Source organism: Granulicella arctica (genome assembly GCF_025685605.1).
Lineage (GTDB): Bacteria > Acidobacteriota > Terriglobia > Terriglobales > Acidobacteriaceae > Edaphobacter > Edaphobacter arcticus.
Window position 1 is genome coordinate 1,135,582 of sequence record NZ_JAGTUT010000001.1, and the last position, 17,853, is coordinate 1,153,434.

The window sequence follows — 17,853 nt, forward strand, 5'->3', positions numbered from 1 at the left end:
GACATGGCAAACGTTGAAGATACACAGCTTAAAAATGGTACCTTCAAGCCCGGAACGCTTTTGGAGGACGGACGCTGGCGGATCGAGTTCGACTCCACGGGGCAGGTGAAGGTTCCAGCGGACCGCCTGTGGGGAGCACAGACGCAACGCTCTTTGATCCACTTTTCCATCGGAAATGACCACATGCCGGTTGAGGTGTATCACGCCTATGGCTATGTGAAGAAAGCTGCAGCCATTGTGAACGAGCGACTTGGCAGGCTCCCGAAGGAAAAAGCCGACCTCATCGTCAAGAGCGCTAGCGAAGTAATCGCCGGCAAGCTCGACGAAAACTTCCCGCTCTTCGTTTGGCAAACCGGCAGCGGCACTCAAAGCAACATGAACGTGAACGAGGTGATTTCCAACCGCTCCATTCAGATGGTGAACGGGACTCTCGGGGCTCAGGAACCCGTGCACCCAAACGACCATGTGAATATGTCGCAAAGTTCCAACGACACGTTTCCGACAGCCATGCACATCGCGGCGGTTATGGAGATCAAGGACACACTCCTTCCCAAAGCAACCGCGCTGTTGACGGCTATTGAGAACAAGGCGAATCAATGGCAGCACATCGTAAAGATTGGGCGGACACATTTGGAGGATGCGACTCCTCTGACGGTGGGGCAGGAATGGTCGGGATACGCTGTCCAAATCCGATACGCTCTCCGTCGCGTCGAAGCTTCGCTGGCGGGACTCTACCAACTTGCGGCCGGTGGGACCGCTGTGGGCACCGGTATCAATGCGCCGGAACGCTTCGGCGAAGAGATCGCAAAAGAGATTTCAGAATTGACAGGGCATCCGTTCATCACCGCGCCCAATAAGTTCGAAGCGCAAGGCTCGCTCGACGGCATCGTAGCCGCCCATGCTGCCCTTCGCGGTCTTGCCGTCTCGCTGATGAAGATAGCAAATGATATTCGCTGGCTGGCTTCAGGGCCCCGCTGTGGCATTGCGGAGTTGAACCTGCCGGCGAATGAGCCAGGTTCGTCGATCATGCCCGGTAAAGTAAACCCCACCCAGTGTGAAGCCATCGTGATGATTTGCATTCAGGTCATCGGAGACGATACCGCAGTTGCTTTTGCCGGCTCACAAGGGAACTTCGAGCTGAACGCAATGCGCCCCATTATCATCAACAACTTTCTGCATTCTGCAAGGATTCTTGCGGACGGATGCGAGAAGTTTCGGATCTTCTCCATCGAGGGAACCGAAGTGAACGAAAAGAGGGTTGCTGGGTATGTACAGAGCTCGCTCATGCTGGTGACCGCTCTTAGTCCGGTGATCGGATATGACAATGCCTCCAAGATCGCGCACACGGCCCAAGATGATGGGTCTACCTTGCGAGAGGCCGCAATCAAGACTGGGCTGATCGACGCCAAAAAGTTCGATGAGGTCGTGAATCCCCAAAAAATGGTCGGAGACACGACCCTGAATTTTGACGCTTAAACGGGGTAACGATAGCAAAACTCACGGAAAGAGCGTACCGGGTTGAAAACCAACCAAGTAAAGTCCGCCGAACGCCGCTCGACACTGATCGTCGTCTTCGTCTTGCTCTCTTTTAGCTGTGTGTGTCGCAGCCAGACGCAGAACGACGGCTTGAGTGGAGCAGACGCACATGAAGATGCCGGTTCCTCCCACGAACATCTATTCGGAGATTGGCGAGGAAAGCGGACGGAACTGGAGAACAAAGGAGTGAGTTGTGATTTGCAATATATTGCGGATCACCTCTGGAACGTACGATCCGCTCAGAAGACACGCCTCGCCGATTGGAACCGTGTGCGAGGCACGGTCAACATCGACCTCGGAACTCTCGCCGGTGCGCGCGGCCTCTACTTCCACATCACCGGACTCTGGCAGGGCGGAGGCATTCTTGGTGCTTACCTCGGTGCGATCGCAAGTCCGAGCGGAATGTCGAGCGCCAACACGTTTCGACTTGACTCGTATTGGCTTGAGCGACGGTTTCTCCATGAGTCGCTGGTGGTGCGACTAGGCCAATTCGCTGGACAGGACTTCTATGGGGCCCAACATGATGCGACCAGCTTCATTGTCGAGCCGCTCGATTATGCCATGGGCAATCTCAGTGTGAACTACGAGAGCTTTGATCCACCCTCGACACCTGCTGCTGAAGTTCGTGTAATTCCGCGTGAGCACTTCTATGTGAAGTCAATGGTCTTTGCAGCGGATCGAGTGCCGTATGCGCACAACCCAACCGGGTTTGTGCCTCAATTCCGTGGTGCGGCGATGACAGCTTCCGAGATCGGATGGACGCCGGGCCAGTCTGCACGTGATGTTCGGGCTTTCGATACGGTTCGATCGCGAACGGGCTACTCTGGGCTGTATCAGTTCGGCGGCACGTACAACCCTGGGAAGTTTACCTCAACGTCAAGTTCCACGCCTGTAAGCGGGAATTACCTGATCTACGGGATGGCGAGCCAGGCTCTTTGGCGGACAGCGGAGCGCTCCAGCACCGGCGTGGACATCACCGCCTCAGTGAACTGGTCCCCAGCAGATCGGAGCCGCCGTAATCAGGAGACTACCGCGGGACTCCGCTACAACGAGCTTTTGCCCATCCATTGGCACAACACCTTGAGTTTGGGTTACGTGCGGAGCGGTGTGAACTATCTCGGCAATGCTAGCAACGTAGCGATTATCCAAAGGCGCGACGCAGAGCATGTCCTCGAACTGAACGCGTTATTCAAGCCCACCGGTTGGTTGTTGCTCCAGCCGGTGGTGCAGCATTTCTTCAACGTCGGCGGGAAGACGGGTGACGCTACTGTTGTCGGCTTCCGCTCGAAGGTGGAGTTCTGATGATCAGAGCCCCCAGACAATGACAACGTTCTCATCGATTCGTGAGGAGACAGATATGGAAACGAACCTGACCGGCTTTGCTTTGTTGGAAGATCCCAAACATAACCGTGGTACCGCATTCAGTCGAGAAAAGCGGCAGGAGAAGCATCTTATTGGACTCCTCCCACCCACCGTGGAAACACTTGAGAATCAGGTCAAGCGTTGCCTCTTCCAGCTCAGCAAGAAAAACAATGATCTAGAGCAATACATCTACCTCGCACAACTGGCAGACGATAATCAAACGCTCTTCTACGCTGTGCTCGCGACTGATCCGGAACGCTTTTTGAAGATCGTCTACGATCCAACCGTCGGAACCGCTTGCCTCGAGTTTGGTCACATTTACCGCAAGCCGAAAGGAATGTATGTCTCCATTGAGCAGAAGGGGAAGCTCAGAGAGGTTTTGAAGAATTGGCCGGTCGAGGATGTGAGGGTGATCTGTGTGTCGACAGGCGGCCGCATCCTCGGCCTGGGCGACCTGGGAACCAACGGCATGGGCATCCCCATAGGAAAGCTGCAACTGTACACTGCATGCGCTGCAGTGCAGCCGGATGTGCTGCTGCCGGTTCTTCTCGATTGTGGGACCGACAACGAGAAGTTGCTATACGACCCGCTATATCTGGGCCTGAAGCAAAAGCGCCCGAGCACGGACGAATTGGACGCATTCGTGCAAGAGTTCGTCGATGCCGTGCAAGATCGCTTTCCGAAATGCTGTATCCACTTCGAAGATTGGAAAGGCACGGACGCGATCCGCTTGCTTGCGCGTTACGTCAACCAGATTAGCTGCTACAACGACGACATCCAAGGTACTGGCAGTGTGACCGTGGCGGGCCTATATAACGCCATGAAAATCTCCAATAGCAGTCTAAAAGACCAGCGCGTGTTGTTCTTAGGAGCCGGCTCAGCGGGGATCGGCATCGCGAATATGATCACGTCCGCGATGAAGTTGGAGGGACTGAGTGAGAAGGATGCAAGGGCACGAATCTCGCTCTTCGATGTGAACGGTCTCTTGGAGCCATCCCGGAAGGACCTTTCTCCCGATCAGCAGCCTTACGCTCACACGGCCAAATCCGCGAAGGACTTGGTCGCTGCCATCAATGAACTCAAGCCTACGATCCTGATTGGGGTCAGCACCGTCGGTGGCACGTTTACCAAACAGGTGATCGAAGCTATGTCGAAGCTCAACGACCGTCCTGTGATCTTTGCACTCTCCAACCCCACGGAGCACGCGGAGTGCACAGCTGAAGAGGCGTACAAGTTCTCAAAGGGCAACGCGATCTTCGCGGCGGGGGTGCAGTTCGATCGTGTCACGATCGACGGCAAAAGTTACGAGCCTAGCCAGGCGAACAACTTCTACATCTTCCCAGCGGTGGGCATGGCGATTGTCGCCACCGAGGCAAAGCACGTCCCCGATGAGATCTTCATCACTGCCGCCCGGGCAACCGCTGATCAGGTCACCGACGAACAACTCGCAAAAGGAATGCTCTTTCCACCGCAGGCGGATGTGCAGAAGGCTTCGCATGTCACCGCGGTGATGTCCGCCGAACGCATCTTCGAACTTAACCTTGCGCGAGTTGAAAAGCCGAAATCGATTGATAAGTTGATCACATCGCTCGAATACAAACCAATCTACGAGACTAGCTAAAACACAGGGAGCCCTGAACGACTCCCTGTGTTATTCATGCCTTTATTTGCAGCGGGAGAAAGACAAACAGACCTAACCGCGAATGAGATTGGTTTTGGCAAGGTCGATGACCTCATCTCCGCGTCCGTCCAGCACCGCACGAACCATATAGAGACTGAATCCGAGAGCCTGCTCCGCAGTGATCGTGGGCGGCATCGACAGCTCTTGCCGATTGACGATCACTTCGACAAGCGCGGGACCCTCATGTTCGAAGGCGTGTAAGAGAGCGGAGCGCAGGTCCTCCGGCTTCTCGACACGCACACCGAAGACGCCTGCAGACTCAGCCAATTTGGCAAAGTTCGGATTGACGAGCTCAGTGCCATAGTCAATCAGGCCAGCGGCTTTCATCTCCAACTCCACAAAACCAAGCGAACTATTATTGAACACAACGAGCTTCACGGGGAGCCTGAGCTGGCGGAGTGTCAACACTTCTCCCAGCAACATAGCCAGGCCACCGTCACCGGAGAGACTAATAATCTGCCTGCCTGGATGGGAGGCTTGCGCACCAATGGCCTGCGGCAAAGCATTTGCCATAGAGCCATGGATGAAGGAACCGAACAAGCGGCGCTTGCCGTTCATACGAAGATAGCGTGCGGCCCAGATGGTGGGTGTGCCTACGTCACAGGTGAAGACTGCATCGTCGGCAGCGAGTTCATCGATACTCTTAGCGACGTACTGCGGGTGTATTGGCGTACGGCCAGGCTCCCCTGTTGCGAGATCATCGAGTCCCTTTCTAGCTCCCTTGTAAAGCTCGAGGCAAATATCCAGAAAAGAGCGGTCCTTCTTCTCCTGCAGTATCGGCGTAAGCGCGTCCAGCGTGTCCTTCACACTGCCGACCAAGCCAAGATCGACTGGGGTGCGTCGTCCGATCTGCTCACCGCGCAAGTCAACCTGCAAGATCTTCGCCCTTTTAGGAAAGAACTGTTGGTAGGGAAAGTCGGTACCAAGCATAAGCAGTGCATCGCAATTCATCATCGCGTGGTAACCGGACGAGAAACCGAGCAGGCCCGTCATCCCCACGTCATAAGGATTGTCGTATTCGATGAATTCCTTACCGCGTAAGGCATGCACGATGGGAGCTTTGAGTTTAGCGGCAAGCGTAACTAATTCGTCATGCGCCCCTTCACATCCAGCGCCCCCAAGAATCGTAATTCTTTGAGCGCCGTTGAGTATCTCTGCCGCCTGGTTCAGTTCCTTACCCGATGGCCGGCTTACTGACGCAGAATCATGGATGCCAAGAGCAAGCGCTGGCGAGGAACACTCACGTGCCAGAACGTCTCCAGGGATCACGACGACAGCCACTCCCCGTTTTGCGATTGCGGTACGCATGGCTATCCCCAGCACGCGCGGCATCTGGTCTGCCTGTGACACCAGTTCGCAATAGTAGCTACAATCTCTGAACAGATGTTCAGGGTGAGTCTCCTGAAAGTACCCGCTGCCAATCTCCTGGCTTGGGATTTGAGCCGCGATTGCCAGAACAGGAACACGGCTGCGATGACAATCATATAGGCCGTTGATGAGGTGCATGTTGCCAGGGCCGCAGCTTCCTGCACAGACCGCGATCTCCCCGGTAAGGTGAGCTTCCGCACCTGCGGCGAAAGCCCCTGCCTCCTCATTGCGCACGTGGAGCCATTCGATCTCTTTATGCTGCCGAATGGCATTCGTAAATCCATTGAGTGAGTCGCCCACCACGCCATAGACACGGGTTACGCCAGCCTGCACCAGTGTTTCGACAAATACCTCAGCTACTTTCTTCGCCATCCGTACACCTCGAGGAGAGACCTTCCCTGTCATTCATCTTCCGTGCAAGTGAACTAGTGCTCGTGGTAAATGTTCCTAGAGCATAGAGCCGCATGGAGACGAATCGATGAATTAGTTGTCCAAGCGTTCATAGGGCAGATAAACCGGCTCCCACACATAAGCATGGAGCGCTTCTTCGAAGGCCTTCTCATCGGTCACTTGAGCAACCCCATCGGCGATCGCCTGCTTGCCTACAGCCTCACCCACCAACAGACCTACCTTGCGAGAATCCGCGATGGGAGGTAGCAGATTTGCGTGCTTGTCCTTTTGCGTCGGAGATAAGTCTGCAAGCTTCTTTGCGGAGGCCATAATCATGCCGTCCGTCACCCGCTTTGCCTTAGAAACAAGGATGCCGAGAGCAAGGCCAGGGAAGATGTAAGAGTTGTTGGTCTGAGTAATGTGGACGGACTTGCCATTGACGTTAACGGGGGCGAAAGGGCTGCCTGTGCCGATCAGCGCCTTTCCGTCTGTCCACTTCAGCAGATCCTCATGCGTAGCCTCTTCCCGAGAGGTGGGATTCGACAGGGGGAAGATAACCGGGCGGTCCGTGTGCTTCGCCATCTCACGCACGACATCTTCCGTGAAAGCTCCTGGCTGACCGGAAACACCGACCAGGACAGTAGCTTTGGCATTGCGAACGACATCAAGCAAAGAAATCTTATCCCCTTCGGACAACATCCACCCCTCCAGGTCGGCCTTCTTCCGCACAAATGGCTGCTGGTTGGGACGATTGTCTTTTCCGCCATCTACCAAAAGGCCATAACGACCGACTGCGTAAAAGCGATTGAGAGCTTGCTCTTCGCTCAGGCCCGCCTGTTTCATGGCGGTGAGCATCAGGTTCGCTATGCCGACTCCGGCGGAGCCAAAGCCGAGAAACACAACCGTCTGTTGCTCAAGCGGAATGCCGGTTGCATTCACCGCCGCCAGCAGAGTCGCGGTAGTCACGGCGGCAGTTCCCTGAATATCGTCATTGAAGGTGCAGAGTTGGTCGCGGTAGCGCTCCAGGAGACGAGCTGCATTCGAGCCCGCAAAGTCCTCCCATTGCAGAAGGACATGCGGCCAGCGGCGCTTAACGGCCAAAACAAAGGCTTCAACGAAGTCGTCATACTCCTGGCCGCCGACTCGCTTATTCCGCCAGCCTACGTAGATAGGATCGTTGAGACGGTCTTCATTGTCCGTCCCGACATCGAGCAGCACCGGCAAGCAGTGCTCCGGATGGATGCCGGCAAGAGCGGTATAGAGCGCCATCTTGCCGATGGGAATTCCCATGCCTCCAGCGCCCTGGTCCCCTAATCCGAGGATGCGCTCTCCATCGCTGACGACGATGCATCGTACGTCGTCATAGCGAGGATCGGAGAGCATCTGCTCAATCCGATTCCTGTTGGGATAGCTGATGAACAGGCCTCGCGGCTTGCGCCAGATCTCACTGAAACGCTGACACCCTTCGCCAACACCTGGCGTGTAGACGACTGGGAGTAGCTCTTCTACATGATGTTCTATCAAGGAATAGAACAAAGTCTCATTCGTATCCTGGAGATCACGCATGAAACTGTACTTGCCAAAGACGGTCAGCTCAGTTTCCAGGGCCTTCTTCCGACGTTCCAGCTGTTGCTCCAAAGTCCCTTCGTCTAGAGGTAGCAACCCATGGAGGGCGAAGGTATCTCTTTCTTCTTCTGTAAAAGCCGTTCCCTTATTGAGTCGAGAGTTATTCAATAGATCGTAACCAGAAAGCCTGGTCCGAATTACGCCCCTCTTCGTATCGCTCTTTGTCTGCGCTGTTATCTTCATCCAATCTTCTCCTTGAAACGCCGTTTCACTGGCTTCTAGTCAGAACACGCTCATCTCTATCGAAACGCAATCTGTCCCACTACGTTGAGAGCTATCGGCACTCGCATCAACTGATTCGGCAACCATTAACAAACAGATACACGCCAAACAAATGTTCTGCATTCGACTTCCTTCGTTAGCGGGTCAAATAAAGCAGTGTCGGTATAGTCGCGGCCAGTAGCAGTGTCGAGAAAAGAAGAACCGAAGCAGACTCTGCCTCTGAAGATTGATACTTTGCAGCAAGCAATGTAACGGTCGTCGCGGGGGGGAAACCGCAACAGACAATTGCTTCACGATAGACAGGCCCGGTGATATGAAGCAACATTGCCAAACCAAACAAGAACATAGACTGGATGCTGACGCGCCCCAGGGTACCAAGTAAGACTGCCCTCGAGAACATCATGCGATGAGCGGCTAGTATTAGTCCGACAGCGAAGACGGCAACGCCAGACGTAGCTGATCCTATAAAAGTGAATGAGCTACTCACGATGGTAGGCATATGCTTACCGCTCATAGCTAGAGCACAGCCGAGGATGGGGGCCCACAAGAGGGGGGAGCTTAACCCAGCCTTGAGCCCGTCGATTGCTGGATTTCTCGGCGGGTTCGCTGAAGCCTTGCCTTGCGCCGTCTCTCCCGCGTGCGCTATCTTCCCAGCCGCATCGATCTCAAACAATATGACAGCCACAGGAACTGCAAAATTGATTGCCAGTGCAACAAGGCCTACAGCCCCAATCGCTGTGCTCCCTAGTAGGGGTGACAGGACTGCAACACCAAATACGGGCGTCGCCGAGGTGGAAAGCATCAACGAGAAGACTAAACTGCGCGTCGTCTGCACGTGACAGAGCTTGTGCAGCACGAAATGAGCGAGAAGCAAAAGACCGAGATGAACTCCGAGAAGGCAAAGCGCCAGTTTGACTTGAGCGACAAGTAGATCACGGGGCAGAGCTGCCATCCCAACAAAGAGCGACGCAGGAAGAGCAAAGCCGAGCGCCAACTTGCTAAGCCCGGACGCCTGATCCCCATTGAAGGAGTGGGCCTTACCGGCAAGGTAACCGAGAAGTAAGACAAGGAATACAGGGACAAGAGCACCACATAACTCGGCAATATTCATGACGTCTCCTTCAGGGCAACACCTTCGTAGCTGGCCGGGAGATCATGATATCGACGGCCTGTCCATAGCACTGTTCGTGCTGAGTGCAGCAGTAATGGGCTCAGCTTTGAGCCCATTGCGGGTCTCCTAGCCTCTTTGGCTATCGCATAAACGAGACATCATGCAATTTCAGAACTAGCAGCATCGCCGATCTCCTAGATCATTGTGGTGCCGAAAGAGTCAGTTCCTTTGTCGCATCACACTCTTCTGTGTCTATTCGTTGGGTTACTCCAATACACAGTGCGGCCCTGGAGATCAGTTCAACAGTATGCTTAACAGCATGACGTTCAGATCCGTTGTGGTGTTCCTTTGTGTCGCTAGCATCTCTTCTTTATCCTTAGCACAGCATCACCACAACGGTGGTGAAGGCGTTCCGTCAGAAGCCCTCATAAAGGTCGGCACGGTGCATTTTCCAATCTCGTGCAGTGCCGACGTGCAGGTTCCATTTGAACGTGGCGTCGCTATGCTTCACTCCTTCTGGTACGAAGAAGCTCGCAAGCAGTTTGCTTCCGTGGCCCACTACGATCCCTCATGCGCCATGGCACAGTGGGGCCTCGCTATGACCGAATGGCGCCCCTTCTGGGACGGCATGCCGGAGGAAAGGCGGAGGGCAGGAATCGCGGAGATTGACGAAGCAGCTGCGCTCCACCCCAAGACCGACCGCGAACGCCTCTATATCGCCGCATTGAGCACTTACCTGCACTCTGACCCCGCACAGAACGCGGTGGCGGTTGGTATATATGCAAATGCGATGGCCAGTCTGCACACTGCCTATCCCAGCGATGTTGAAGCCTTGGCCTTCTACGGTCTGGGTCTCTCAGCCGCCGCGGCTCTGGATCCGAAAGATCCTATTGCGGCAGATCGTAAAGCCTTGGCGGTACTGATGCCTGGCTTCGATGCGCACCCAAACCACCCCGGTTTTGCACACTACATCATCCATACATGCGACAACCCTCAACTTGCCCGTGAAGCGCTGCCGGCGGCAGAGAAGTACGCAGCCATCGCGCCCGCCTCGGCCCATGCCCTTCATATGCCTGGCCACATTTTCGCGCGGCTAGGCATGTGGCAGGAAGATATCGCAGCCAATCTCGCGTCGGTCCGCGCTTCGGAACTGGCCGCGAAAGAGCACCTCGACGGAGTCGCCCATGAGATGCACGCCTATGAGTTCCTGCTTTACGCCTACCTGCAGGACGGTGATGATGCGCATGCTCGAGAGATTTATCAAAATACCAATCCGCTGATTCAGCATCTGGCAGCGATCCCCGGCATCCAGAATGACGGCATGTACTTGTATACCTCGTACATGCAGGTTGAATTTCCTTCTATTTACCATCTGGAGCGCCACGAGTGGAAAGACGTTCTTGCGATCTCGGAACCACCCCCTCCGCTCATCTCGTCGCGTTATTTTCGTCTATGGGCACAAACAATTGCCGCTGGCCACTTACGTGATGCCGACGTAGCCGATCAGGCCGTAGCGAGCGCGCAGTCAATTTACAGGACTGTCGCAGCCGAGGGTTCGCCGATCTCGGCAGAAATCCACGTGACTCTTCTGACGATGCAGGCGTGGCAGAGCTACGCGCATCATCGTGACGCCGAAGCTCTTGCGCAACTCTCAGCTTCCGCTGATGAACAAGATCGGGTAGGACAGGGCGAGGTTGATATCCCAGCGCGAGAAATGTACGCTGACATGCTTCTTGCGGAGGGGCGCCCTGCTGAGGCCCTGGCCCAGTATGAGATCGATTTGAAGCTGAGTCCCAACCGCTTCAACGGACTCGCAGGCGCGGCTCAAGCCGCAGTGGGCGCTGGCCGAAAGGACGAGGCTGGCCGCCTCTACGGCCAGCTACTACAAGTCACCCACGGTGGACGGCAGTCACAACGCCCGGAAATCAGTAGAGCACGCGCATTTCTGCAACAGACGAAAAATTAGGCAGGATAATCTCACGCGAGCTTGTAACTGTATTTTCCATGACATCCGACAGCAGATCGTTGCATAGTTGATTAGGCAGAACGTGGGTAGAAGGGTGGCCCTTACTGCAATTCATCTCTCTTAGCTCAACGAAACCTCCGGTTCGGTCGCGACTCCGCGCCCGAACACTGCACTTGTCGAAGGGGTTCAGGAAGCCTGATCTGATTCTATTCGCTCCTCCGCGACCGAAGTAAGCACAGTCAAGGTTGAAAGCCGAAGTCGATTGATGTTCTGATCACATCCCTCGAATACAAGCCAATCTAGGAGTACTCGCGAGAACAAAGCGAGCCCGAGCGGCCCCTTTGTTGTTCATTCACGCATTTGCTCAATGAGAAAGGCACCCAGACTTAATCGCTGATGAAATGTGGGTCCGCTCCCGGTGCGAAAATCACATAGGCCCGCTTCCACGGATCGTCATTTAACAAACGCCAAGAGTGACCAGTTCCACTGTTATCCTCTGCCAGAAGAACGTCACCCGGCCGAACGATGAAGGACTCACCCGTCCGGGTGGTGAACTCCAAGACGCCTGCCAATGTGATGACATATTGCAGTGTTGGAGCGTTATGCCACTCTAAGGCGGAATGCGATGGTGTCTCTTTGAACTCGATTGACCTTGCATCAACGAGTTGTTTTGCCTTTATACTCCCGCGCACAACATGGGAGTCTCCATCGGTCCCAGTAAATAATCGAAATGCTCGAATCATGGATCTCCTTCAAGCTAAATAGCTGGTGCAGCAATATCGCTTTTGGGGCTATTGATTTTTAAAACTGTTGCTGTTTCTGCTCGAACCCGATCACAGAGCGACTTATTCTCGATAAGCGATTCTCCATAGGACGGGATCAGCTTCTTAAGTTTGACTTGCCACCCAGTTTGCATTTGCTGCGGGAAGCATTTTTCCAAAACGTTAAGCATGATTGCTACAGCAGTGGACGCCCCTGGCGAAGCTCCCAGCAGGGCTGCTAGCGAGTGATCTGCGGAGCTGACAATCTCTGTCCCGAACTCCAGGATGGCGCCTCGTTGAGGATCTTTCTTGATAATCTGAACACGCTGGCCCGCAATCTGTTCTCGCCAATGCTTCTCATCCATCTTTGGGAAAAAGGTCCGGAGCATATCGAAGCGCTGCTCGTGGGTTTCGAGGACTTGTCCGATCAAGTACTTCTCCAAGCTGAAGTTTTCAAGACCGACTGTCAGCATAGGGAGAATATTCTCTGGATCGATGGAAGCGAACAGGTCGAAGTAGGAGCCATGCTTCAGAAACTTGCTAGAGAAGCCGGCATAGGGACCAAAAAGGAGTGAAATCTTTCCATCCACATGGCGGGTGTCAAGATGAGGCACAGACATTGGCGGAGAACCGCTGGCAGCTTTGCCGTACACCTTTGCACAGTGACGTGAAACGATCTCGGGACTATCCGATCGAAGCCAGATGCCACTCACTGGAAATCCTCCATAGCCCTTGCCTTCGGGAATGTCGGATTTCTGTAGAAGGGGAAGCGCACCTCCGCCCGCGCCGAGGAAAACGAACCTCGCTCGCACCTGTTGTTTTTCACCTGTCTCTGTGTCGCGGATATGGATATCCCATCCTGCCTCGGAACGTTTCAGATCCTCTACGTGGCTGTTGAAGACGCATCGAAAGCGGGGCAAGGGCTTCAGCGACGCAAGCAGAATCTGAGTCAGGGCTCCGTAGTCGACATCGGTCCCAGTGATCATGCGAGTTGCGGCAGAGGGCTGGGAGGAGTCGCGCCCTTCCATCACCAGGGGAAACCACTCCTGCATCACAGCCCGATCCTCGGTGTATTCCATGCCTGCATAGCAGTGATGCGAGGACAAGGCTTGATACCGTTTCTTCAAGAACGCGACGTTCTCCGCGCCCGAGACGAAGCTACAGTGCGGCACTGGACGGATGAAGGCAGCCGGATCAGCAATCGAGCCGTCATGAACTAAACTTGCCCAGAATTGCCGCGAAAGATCAAATTCAGTATTCACGTCTAGAGCTTTTGATATGTTGATCGAGCCGTCACTCGTTTCAGGCGTGTAGTTTAGCTCGCAGAGAGCTGCGTGTCCGGTACCCGCGTTGTTCCAAGCGTTCGAGCTCTCTTGGGCTTCTGCGTCTAGCGCTTCGTGCAGTTCTATGCTGAGATCAGGGTCAAGCCCCTTGAGGAGCGCGGCTAGAGTCACGCTCATAATCCCTGCGCCTACTAGAAATACATCAACGGACGGTGTTGTTGACTCCATCTTTTAGCCCCTGCGTCAATTCCTGTGTACGCTCGCAACTCGCAAATGCTGAATCGAATCAGATCGCGATTAATAGTAAGCGCGACTGAGCATCAAGCCTTCTCCGCAGATGTGCAGGAGCCTCTTGAAGGAAAAGCTCGCACGTCGGATGGACGATCGCTTCCAATAAGTGACCGCCGCGGGTGCTACCGTCTCGCAGAGCAACTACCACGTGTGCGTGAAGTGCTGGCTTTTCCTCATAGATCGCAATGTAACCGAGCAGCGAAAGCAATTCCACCTGCTCATGAAGATCGACAGACGTATCGTAAGCTTTGGTCTCAGGGTTATACCAAGCGAGCTTCACACTTGAAAGTGCGCCTACCGCTTTGAAGCTTGCTCCGCTGATTCCGTTTCCTAATGCAAAATGCTTCAATCCGGCTCTGACCTCATCGCCACTATTGAAGATAAGCACGTAGATTGCCAGGGACCCCTCGATCTTCTTGAACTTCATGTTGAACTCCTGGAGGGTTGAAGAAGATCGACCGGAGTATGCAGATCTGCATACTCCAATTAATTTGATAAATAGAGAAAATACGTGACGTCATGCGTGATTGAGAGGACGTCTCATAAGACCCAGCTCTAAGTATATTTTCGTACCGAAGGAGTGGAGTCTTGTGCTGAATCGCGCGCTTCTGTGTCTGTTCGTTCGGTTTCTCCAGCAGGCAGCAAAAGCTACGAGCCTAAGTCCGCTCGACAGTCACTACTACATCAGTAAGAATCGGAAAGCTAGAAACTTGATCTCTCGTGCAGCAGCGGCGCGCCTCATTCAGTGAAGCATTGCTCGATGATTCATGAACCTATTGCATGACGTTCAGATCCCTTGCAATGTCCTCTTGCGGCGCGAGTACTCTGCGCACTGCGGGAAGAGGTGCTAAGCAAAGCGTGTGCGCATCTGGCCTTTTGGCGATTCACCAGAGTTGGACAACACGGACGACACGTAGAATTGGGTTCAGTGACACGGGTTGTAGTTGGCCGGGGGCAGCGTCGACCCTTCAAGGGTGACTGCAATCCATGCCACATTTTGCAGGTCTACTGCAACTTCTGGCGCAATGCCTAGGAGTGCCGCAGCCTGTTCAGCGCCGCCCAAAGTCCGTACGTCGGTGTCGGAAATTCGCTGAAACAGCACGAGCGCGTTCAGATAGGCTCCATAGATGCTGGGGTGGTGAAAGCCCGCATCGGTCGGCGTGTTGCGCGTGGATGGTGAACTCCCGCTCTGATAGTTGAAGGTGAGCGAGACTCCTGAAGCATTGCCGCCATAGGGATCAGGATTAGCGACACCGAGCGACCAAGCTAACGACCACGCGTCGCCTGTTGGCGCTATCCCTGCGATTCTCTGATTCTGTGATGCAGCGCTGACGTAGGCGTCGTGGTACGCGGAGGTTAGGGTTCCCAGGGAAAGAAGATAGGCAGAGTCGGAAAACGGCGCCGCTGCAGTGCTCAGACGATAAGCGGTATCGGCAGGGGCTCCGGTTTCATACAAAAAGATCGTTGCATTGGGTGCGGTCGTGTGCACGGCTGCTTCTATGGCGTTGACTGCTGTGCAGAATGATGCAGGATTGCTTTTACTGTCTAGCGAAATGCTCGACGGGATCGGTTGGAATGTAGCCTCCTGTAATACTACGGTGTCCCAATTGGGTCGCGTGATGACGTCGCTCCCTGCTGAGTAGTTCTGCGCGAGTGATGTTGCCGATATCGCCTCGATATGAACATCGTAGGGTAGCCCTGTCTCGTTTGCGAACTCGGCAAAGATTCCAGGAATCCCGCCCCATGGGCCCGTCTCTCCAGCGCCTGTCTCTTGTCGAGCGGCGATTGTCGTGTTGAAGTTCTCATCCACAACTTCTGCGGAGGCGACGGTCGAACCAATGCCGCCCGTTCCGGGGGTGTTGTTGTACGTGCGTACCGGCAGGTAACGGCCGTGAGTAAAACTGTCGCCCACAAAGAGCACATGCCGAAGAGCGGGCGGCCTCGTCGTTTGATTTGGAGGAGTTGTGGTGGACGTCGAGCAGCCGATTAGACCAGACAGCAAAGCTGCAGAAGAGATGTATCGCGTAATGTTCATGTTCACTATCTTCATCGTCGTGTTTTTCAACAGATCATGGGCCGTATCCGTCGCTCTTGCACCTGCCAGCGACATCGTTATCGCTTGAATTCACCTTCGAACGCGATCTGCGCGAGAGGCAGGCGATCATTCGGATGTTCCAGCTTTCTTAGCCCCTCGGGAAGTTTCTCGGGGTTACTTAGCCGACCTATCGCGTAGGCCGCCTCAACTTTGAAACCTTCTGGAACGTTGAGTTCCTTCACCGCACGCTCCCGGTCAATGCCCCCCATTCCATGCGCGAACCAACCAAGTTTGCGTGCTTGCAAAGCCATGTAGCCCGATGCTGTGCCTGCGTCGAATGAGTGAGTGACGGATGGACTATCGGTTTCAGCCCCTGGCATCCTCATGATCGAGTTGGAAACAAAGAACACAAGGGCTGAAGCATCTTTCGCCCATAGTTGATTGAAAGGCACGAGTAGATCGAGATGTTTGGTCCACGCCGGGGAGTCTCGCAGAGCGTAGATAAAACGCCAGGGCTGGATGTTGTAGCAAGACGCCGCCCAACGCGCGGCATCCAGCATAGTGAGCAGTTCAGCCTCGGCAATTGCTTCCCCGGTGAAGGAGCGCGGTGACCAGCGGTCCAAGAACATCGGATCGATCGGATACTCTGTGCTGCGTCCGTTTTCAGCGGGCATCTTCACTCCTGACAACCTGTTGCTGAGATTGAGGCCTTCACTCCAAGGCCCAGACAGGCAAGTGGGCTTGCGTTTGTTACGCCTAGTTGCTGGAAGTAACCACAGTCAATTCCAGGCTGCCCGCTTTGCCCGCGTACTCCATTGCGGGTTCCAGGTCGGGCAACGAGAAGACTTTTGGTTGGATCGGCTTGAGGTCTAGTTGGCCGGATCGAACCAACGACAGAAGGGGCAGGTACGCCCCTTGGGGGTGCATGAAGTTTCCGATGATCTCCCAGTTGTTAAACATCATCTGGAGATAGTTGATCGGAATAGGAACGGCGCTGCTGCCCATGAGGACGATGCGCCCCCAGCGATAAAGTGAACCAAGGGCCGCTAGCGTTGAATTAGGGTCCTTGGCGTTTCCTACTTGATCGAAAGCTAAATGGGCGCCGCCGTTGGCAGCGCTTCGCAAAGCCTCGGTGTCATTCGTCACATCGCCAGTGAGGACAACGGGAATCACTCGTTCGCCTCCAGCCTTGGCTAGCTTATCGAGCGTTTCCTTGCTGCGGCCAGCCGCGACCACGCGACTCGCCCCCATTGCAAGGGCGACGAGAGTTGCCGCGCTCCCGTAAGCACCACTGGCACCGTTCACCACCACCGTCTCTCCCGCTTGGAGTCTTCCCCGTGTCAATCCTCCAAACGGAACGATGCAGCGGGTGATGGCAGTCAGTTGCGGGAAGTCATAGTGATCGAGCCCGTCGATTGGCGTGACGACCTGCGCGGGCAGGAGAACGTACTCCGCAAGAGTCCCGTCCTTCCAAGAGCCTTGGAGGGCATCTCCGATACCTCCCGGAGATGTTACTCCGATCAAAATTTGTCCTGGCTCGGGTACATTCTCCCGTGCGACAAGGTGACTCGACGTCACTACTTTCTGGCCCTTCTTGAGGTGCCAGACATCCGCACCGACACACTCGACCGTTCCGATCGCGTTACCACCCGGGGTGAAATCTTCAGGCGCGCGGTAGGCCGGCAGCTTGCCCTCCACGTATGGCTTCAGATAGGACATGAGAGCTTGCGACTGAACACGAACCAGCACACTTCCAGGACGAACTTCCGGAATAGGAACGTCAACGAAACTGAGTTTGCCGCCCAAGCGGTCAATCTTCCACGACTTCATCAGGCGTTCTCCTTCTTCCTGGCTGGTTCGAAATATTCGACAACCAGCCCGTCGGAATGACGGGCCGTGAAATTTCTTCCGCCCGTTACGGTCTCCGGTTCGTGAAGAATCTCCGCCCCGTTCGTTTTGAGCCAACTAAAGCTTTCATCGAGCGAATCGACGTAGTAGACAGCGTTCACAAGGCGGAGCTCGTCGAGCATCTTTTGATCGGCAGCAAGGATAAGAACGCCCCCGACCTTTGCCGCCTCTACGTTCGTCTCGGCGATGTGCACTCGTCGTTCGCATTGAACTCCTAGAAGGACTTCATAAAACTGAATCGCTGTCTCCCACTGGTTTCGCTCGGTGTAGATACGTATCGCTTGCTGCAGAACCCGCATTACATGCTCCTATG

The 17,853-nt window shown here is 54.8% G+C and carries 14 protein-coding genes; 4 read left to right on the forward strand and 10 right to left on the reverse strand.

Going from position 1 to position 17,853, the window contains the following annotated elements; genetic code table 11:
- The first annotated feature begins 3 nt into the window (after nucleotides 1-3).
- From fumC to OHL20_RS04740, 3 genes are read left to right on the forward strand one after another with little or no spacing between them, the layout of a single operon-like run.
- Entirely contained in the window at nucleotides 4-1,476 is a 1,473-nt protein-coding gene (fumC, locus tag OHL20_RS04730) for a class II fumarate hydratase (protein ID WP_263382055.1), read from the forward strand.
- Between the two features lie 42 nt (nucleotides 1,477-1,518).
- Nucleotides 1,519-2,838: a carbohydrate porin gene (locus tag OHL20_RS04735; RefSeq protein ID WP_263382056.1), complete on the forward strand. Its 1,320-nt coding sequence runs from the start codon at nucleotides 1,519-1,521 to the stop codon at nucleotides 2,836-2,838.
- A gap of 19 nt (nucleotides 2,839-2,857) precedes the next feature.
- Nucleotides 2,858-4,519, forward strand: coding sequence for an NAD-dependent malic enzyme (locus OHL20_RS04740; RefSeq protein ID WP_263382057.1), 1,662 nt, complete (start codon nucleotides 2,858-2,860; stop codon nucleotides 4,517-4,519).
- 72 nt (nucleotides 4,520-4,591) lie between these two features.
- Here OHL20_RS04740 and poxB read toward each other — a convergent pair whose 3' ends face one another.
- The 3 genes from poxB to OHL20_RS04755 form a co-directional block, all read right to left on the reverse strand.
- The gene (gene poxB / locus OHL20_RS04745) at nucleotides 4,592-6,319 is read right to left on the reverse strand and encodes a ubiquinone-dependent pyruvate dehydrogenase (RefSeq protein WP_263382058.1); all 1,728 of its coding nucleotides are present in this window, start codon (nucleotides 6,317-6,319) and stop codon (nucleotides 4,592-4,594) included.
- 111 nt (nucleotides 6,320-6,430) lie between these two features.
- Nucleotides 6,431-8,146: an NAD-dependent malic enzyme gene (locus OHL20_RS04750; RefSeq protein ID WP_263382059.1), complete on the reverse strand. Its 1,716-nt coding sequence runs from the start codon at nucleotides 8,144-8,146 to the stop codon at nucleotides 6,431-6,433.
- Between the two features lie 175 nt (nucleotides 8,147-8,321).
- Nucleotides 8,322-9,296 carry an AEC family transporter gene (locus OHL20_RS04755; protein ID WP_263382060.1) on the reverse strand — a complete coding sequence of 325 codons (975 nt, stop codon included), beginning with the start codon at nucleotides 9,294-9,296 and terminating at the stop codon, nucleotides 8,322-8,324.
- Nucleotides 9,297-9,798: 502 nt separating this feature from the next.
- On the opposite strand from OHL20_RS04755, the gene OHL20_RS04760 reads away from it, so the two are divergent.
- Nucleotides 9,799-11,262: a hypothetical protein gene (locus OHL20_RS04760; protein ID WP_263382061.1), complete on the forward strand. Its 1,464-nt coding sequence runs from the start codon at nucleotides 9,799-9,801 to the stop codon at nucleotides 11,260-11,262.
- Nucleotides 11,263-11,648: 386 nt separating this feature from the next.
- Here the strand turns inward: OHL20_RS04760 and OHL20_RS04765 are convergent, their stop codons facing one another.
- The 7 genes from OHL20_RS04765 to OHL20_RS04795 all read right to left on the reverse strand — a co-directional run bounded on the left by OHL20_RS04765 (nucleotide 11,649) and on the right by OHL20_RS04795 (nucleotide 17,839).
- Nucleotides 11,649-12,005 (reverse strand): cupin domain-containing protein, encoded by a 357-nt coding sequence (locus tag OHL20_RS04765; RefSeq protein ID WP_263382062.1) that lies wholly within the window; start codon nucleotides 12,003-12,005, stop codon nucleotides 11,649-11,651.
- A gap of 14 nt (nucleotides 12,006-12,019) precedes the next feature.
- Nucleotides 12,020-13,534, reverse strand: coding sequence for a malate dehydrogenase (quinone) (gene mqo / locus OHL20_RS04770; RefSeq protein WP_263382063.1), 1,515 nt, complete (start codon nucleotides 13,532-13,534; stop codon nucleotides 12,020-12,022).
- Between the two features lie 58 nt (nucleotides 13,535-13,592).
- Entirely contained in the window at nucleotides 13,593-14,024 is a 432-nt protein-coding gene (locus OHL20_RS04775) for a PPC domain-containing DNA-binding protein (protein ID WP_263382064.1), read from the reverse strand.
- Nucleotides 14,025-14,522: 498 nt separating this feature from the next.
- Nucleotides 14,523-15,632, reverse strand: a complete 1,110-nt coding sequence (locus OHL20_RS04780) for a hypothetical protein (protein ID WP_263382065.1) — start codon at nucleotides 15,630-15,632, stop codon at nucleotides 14,523-14,525.
- Nucleotides 15,633-15,709: 77 nt separating this feature from the next.
- Nucleotides 15,710-16,306 (reverse strand): nitroreductase family protein, encoded by a 597-nt coding sequence (locus tag OHL20_RS04785; protein WP_263382066.1) that lies wholly within the window; start codon nucleotides 16,304-16,306, stop codon nucleotides 15,710-15,712.
- Between the two features lie 82 nt (nucleotides 16,307-16,388).
- Nucleotides 16,389-17,462 carry a zinc-binding dehydrogenase gene (locus OHL20_RS04790; RefSeq protein WP_263382067.1) on the reverse strand — a complete coding sequence of 358 codons (1,074 nt, stop codon included), beginning with the start codon at nucleotides 17,460-17,462 and terminating at the stop codon, nucleotides 16,389-16,391.
- A complete protein-coding gene (locus tag OHL20_RS04795) occupies nucleotides 17,462-17,839 on the reverse strand; it encodes a VOC family protein (protein WP_263382068.1) in 378 nt (125 codons plus the stop codon). Before OHL20_RS04795 ends, OHL20_RS04790 begins: the two co-directional genes overlap by 1 nt.
- Between the last annotated feature and the right edge of the window lie 14 nt (nucleotides 17,840-17,853).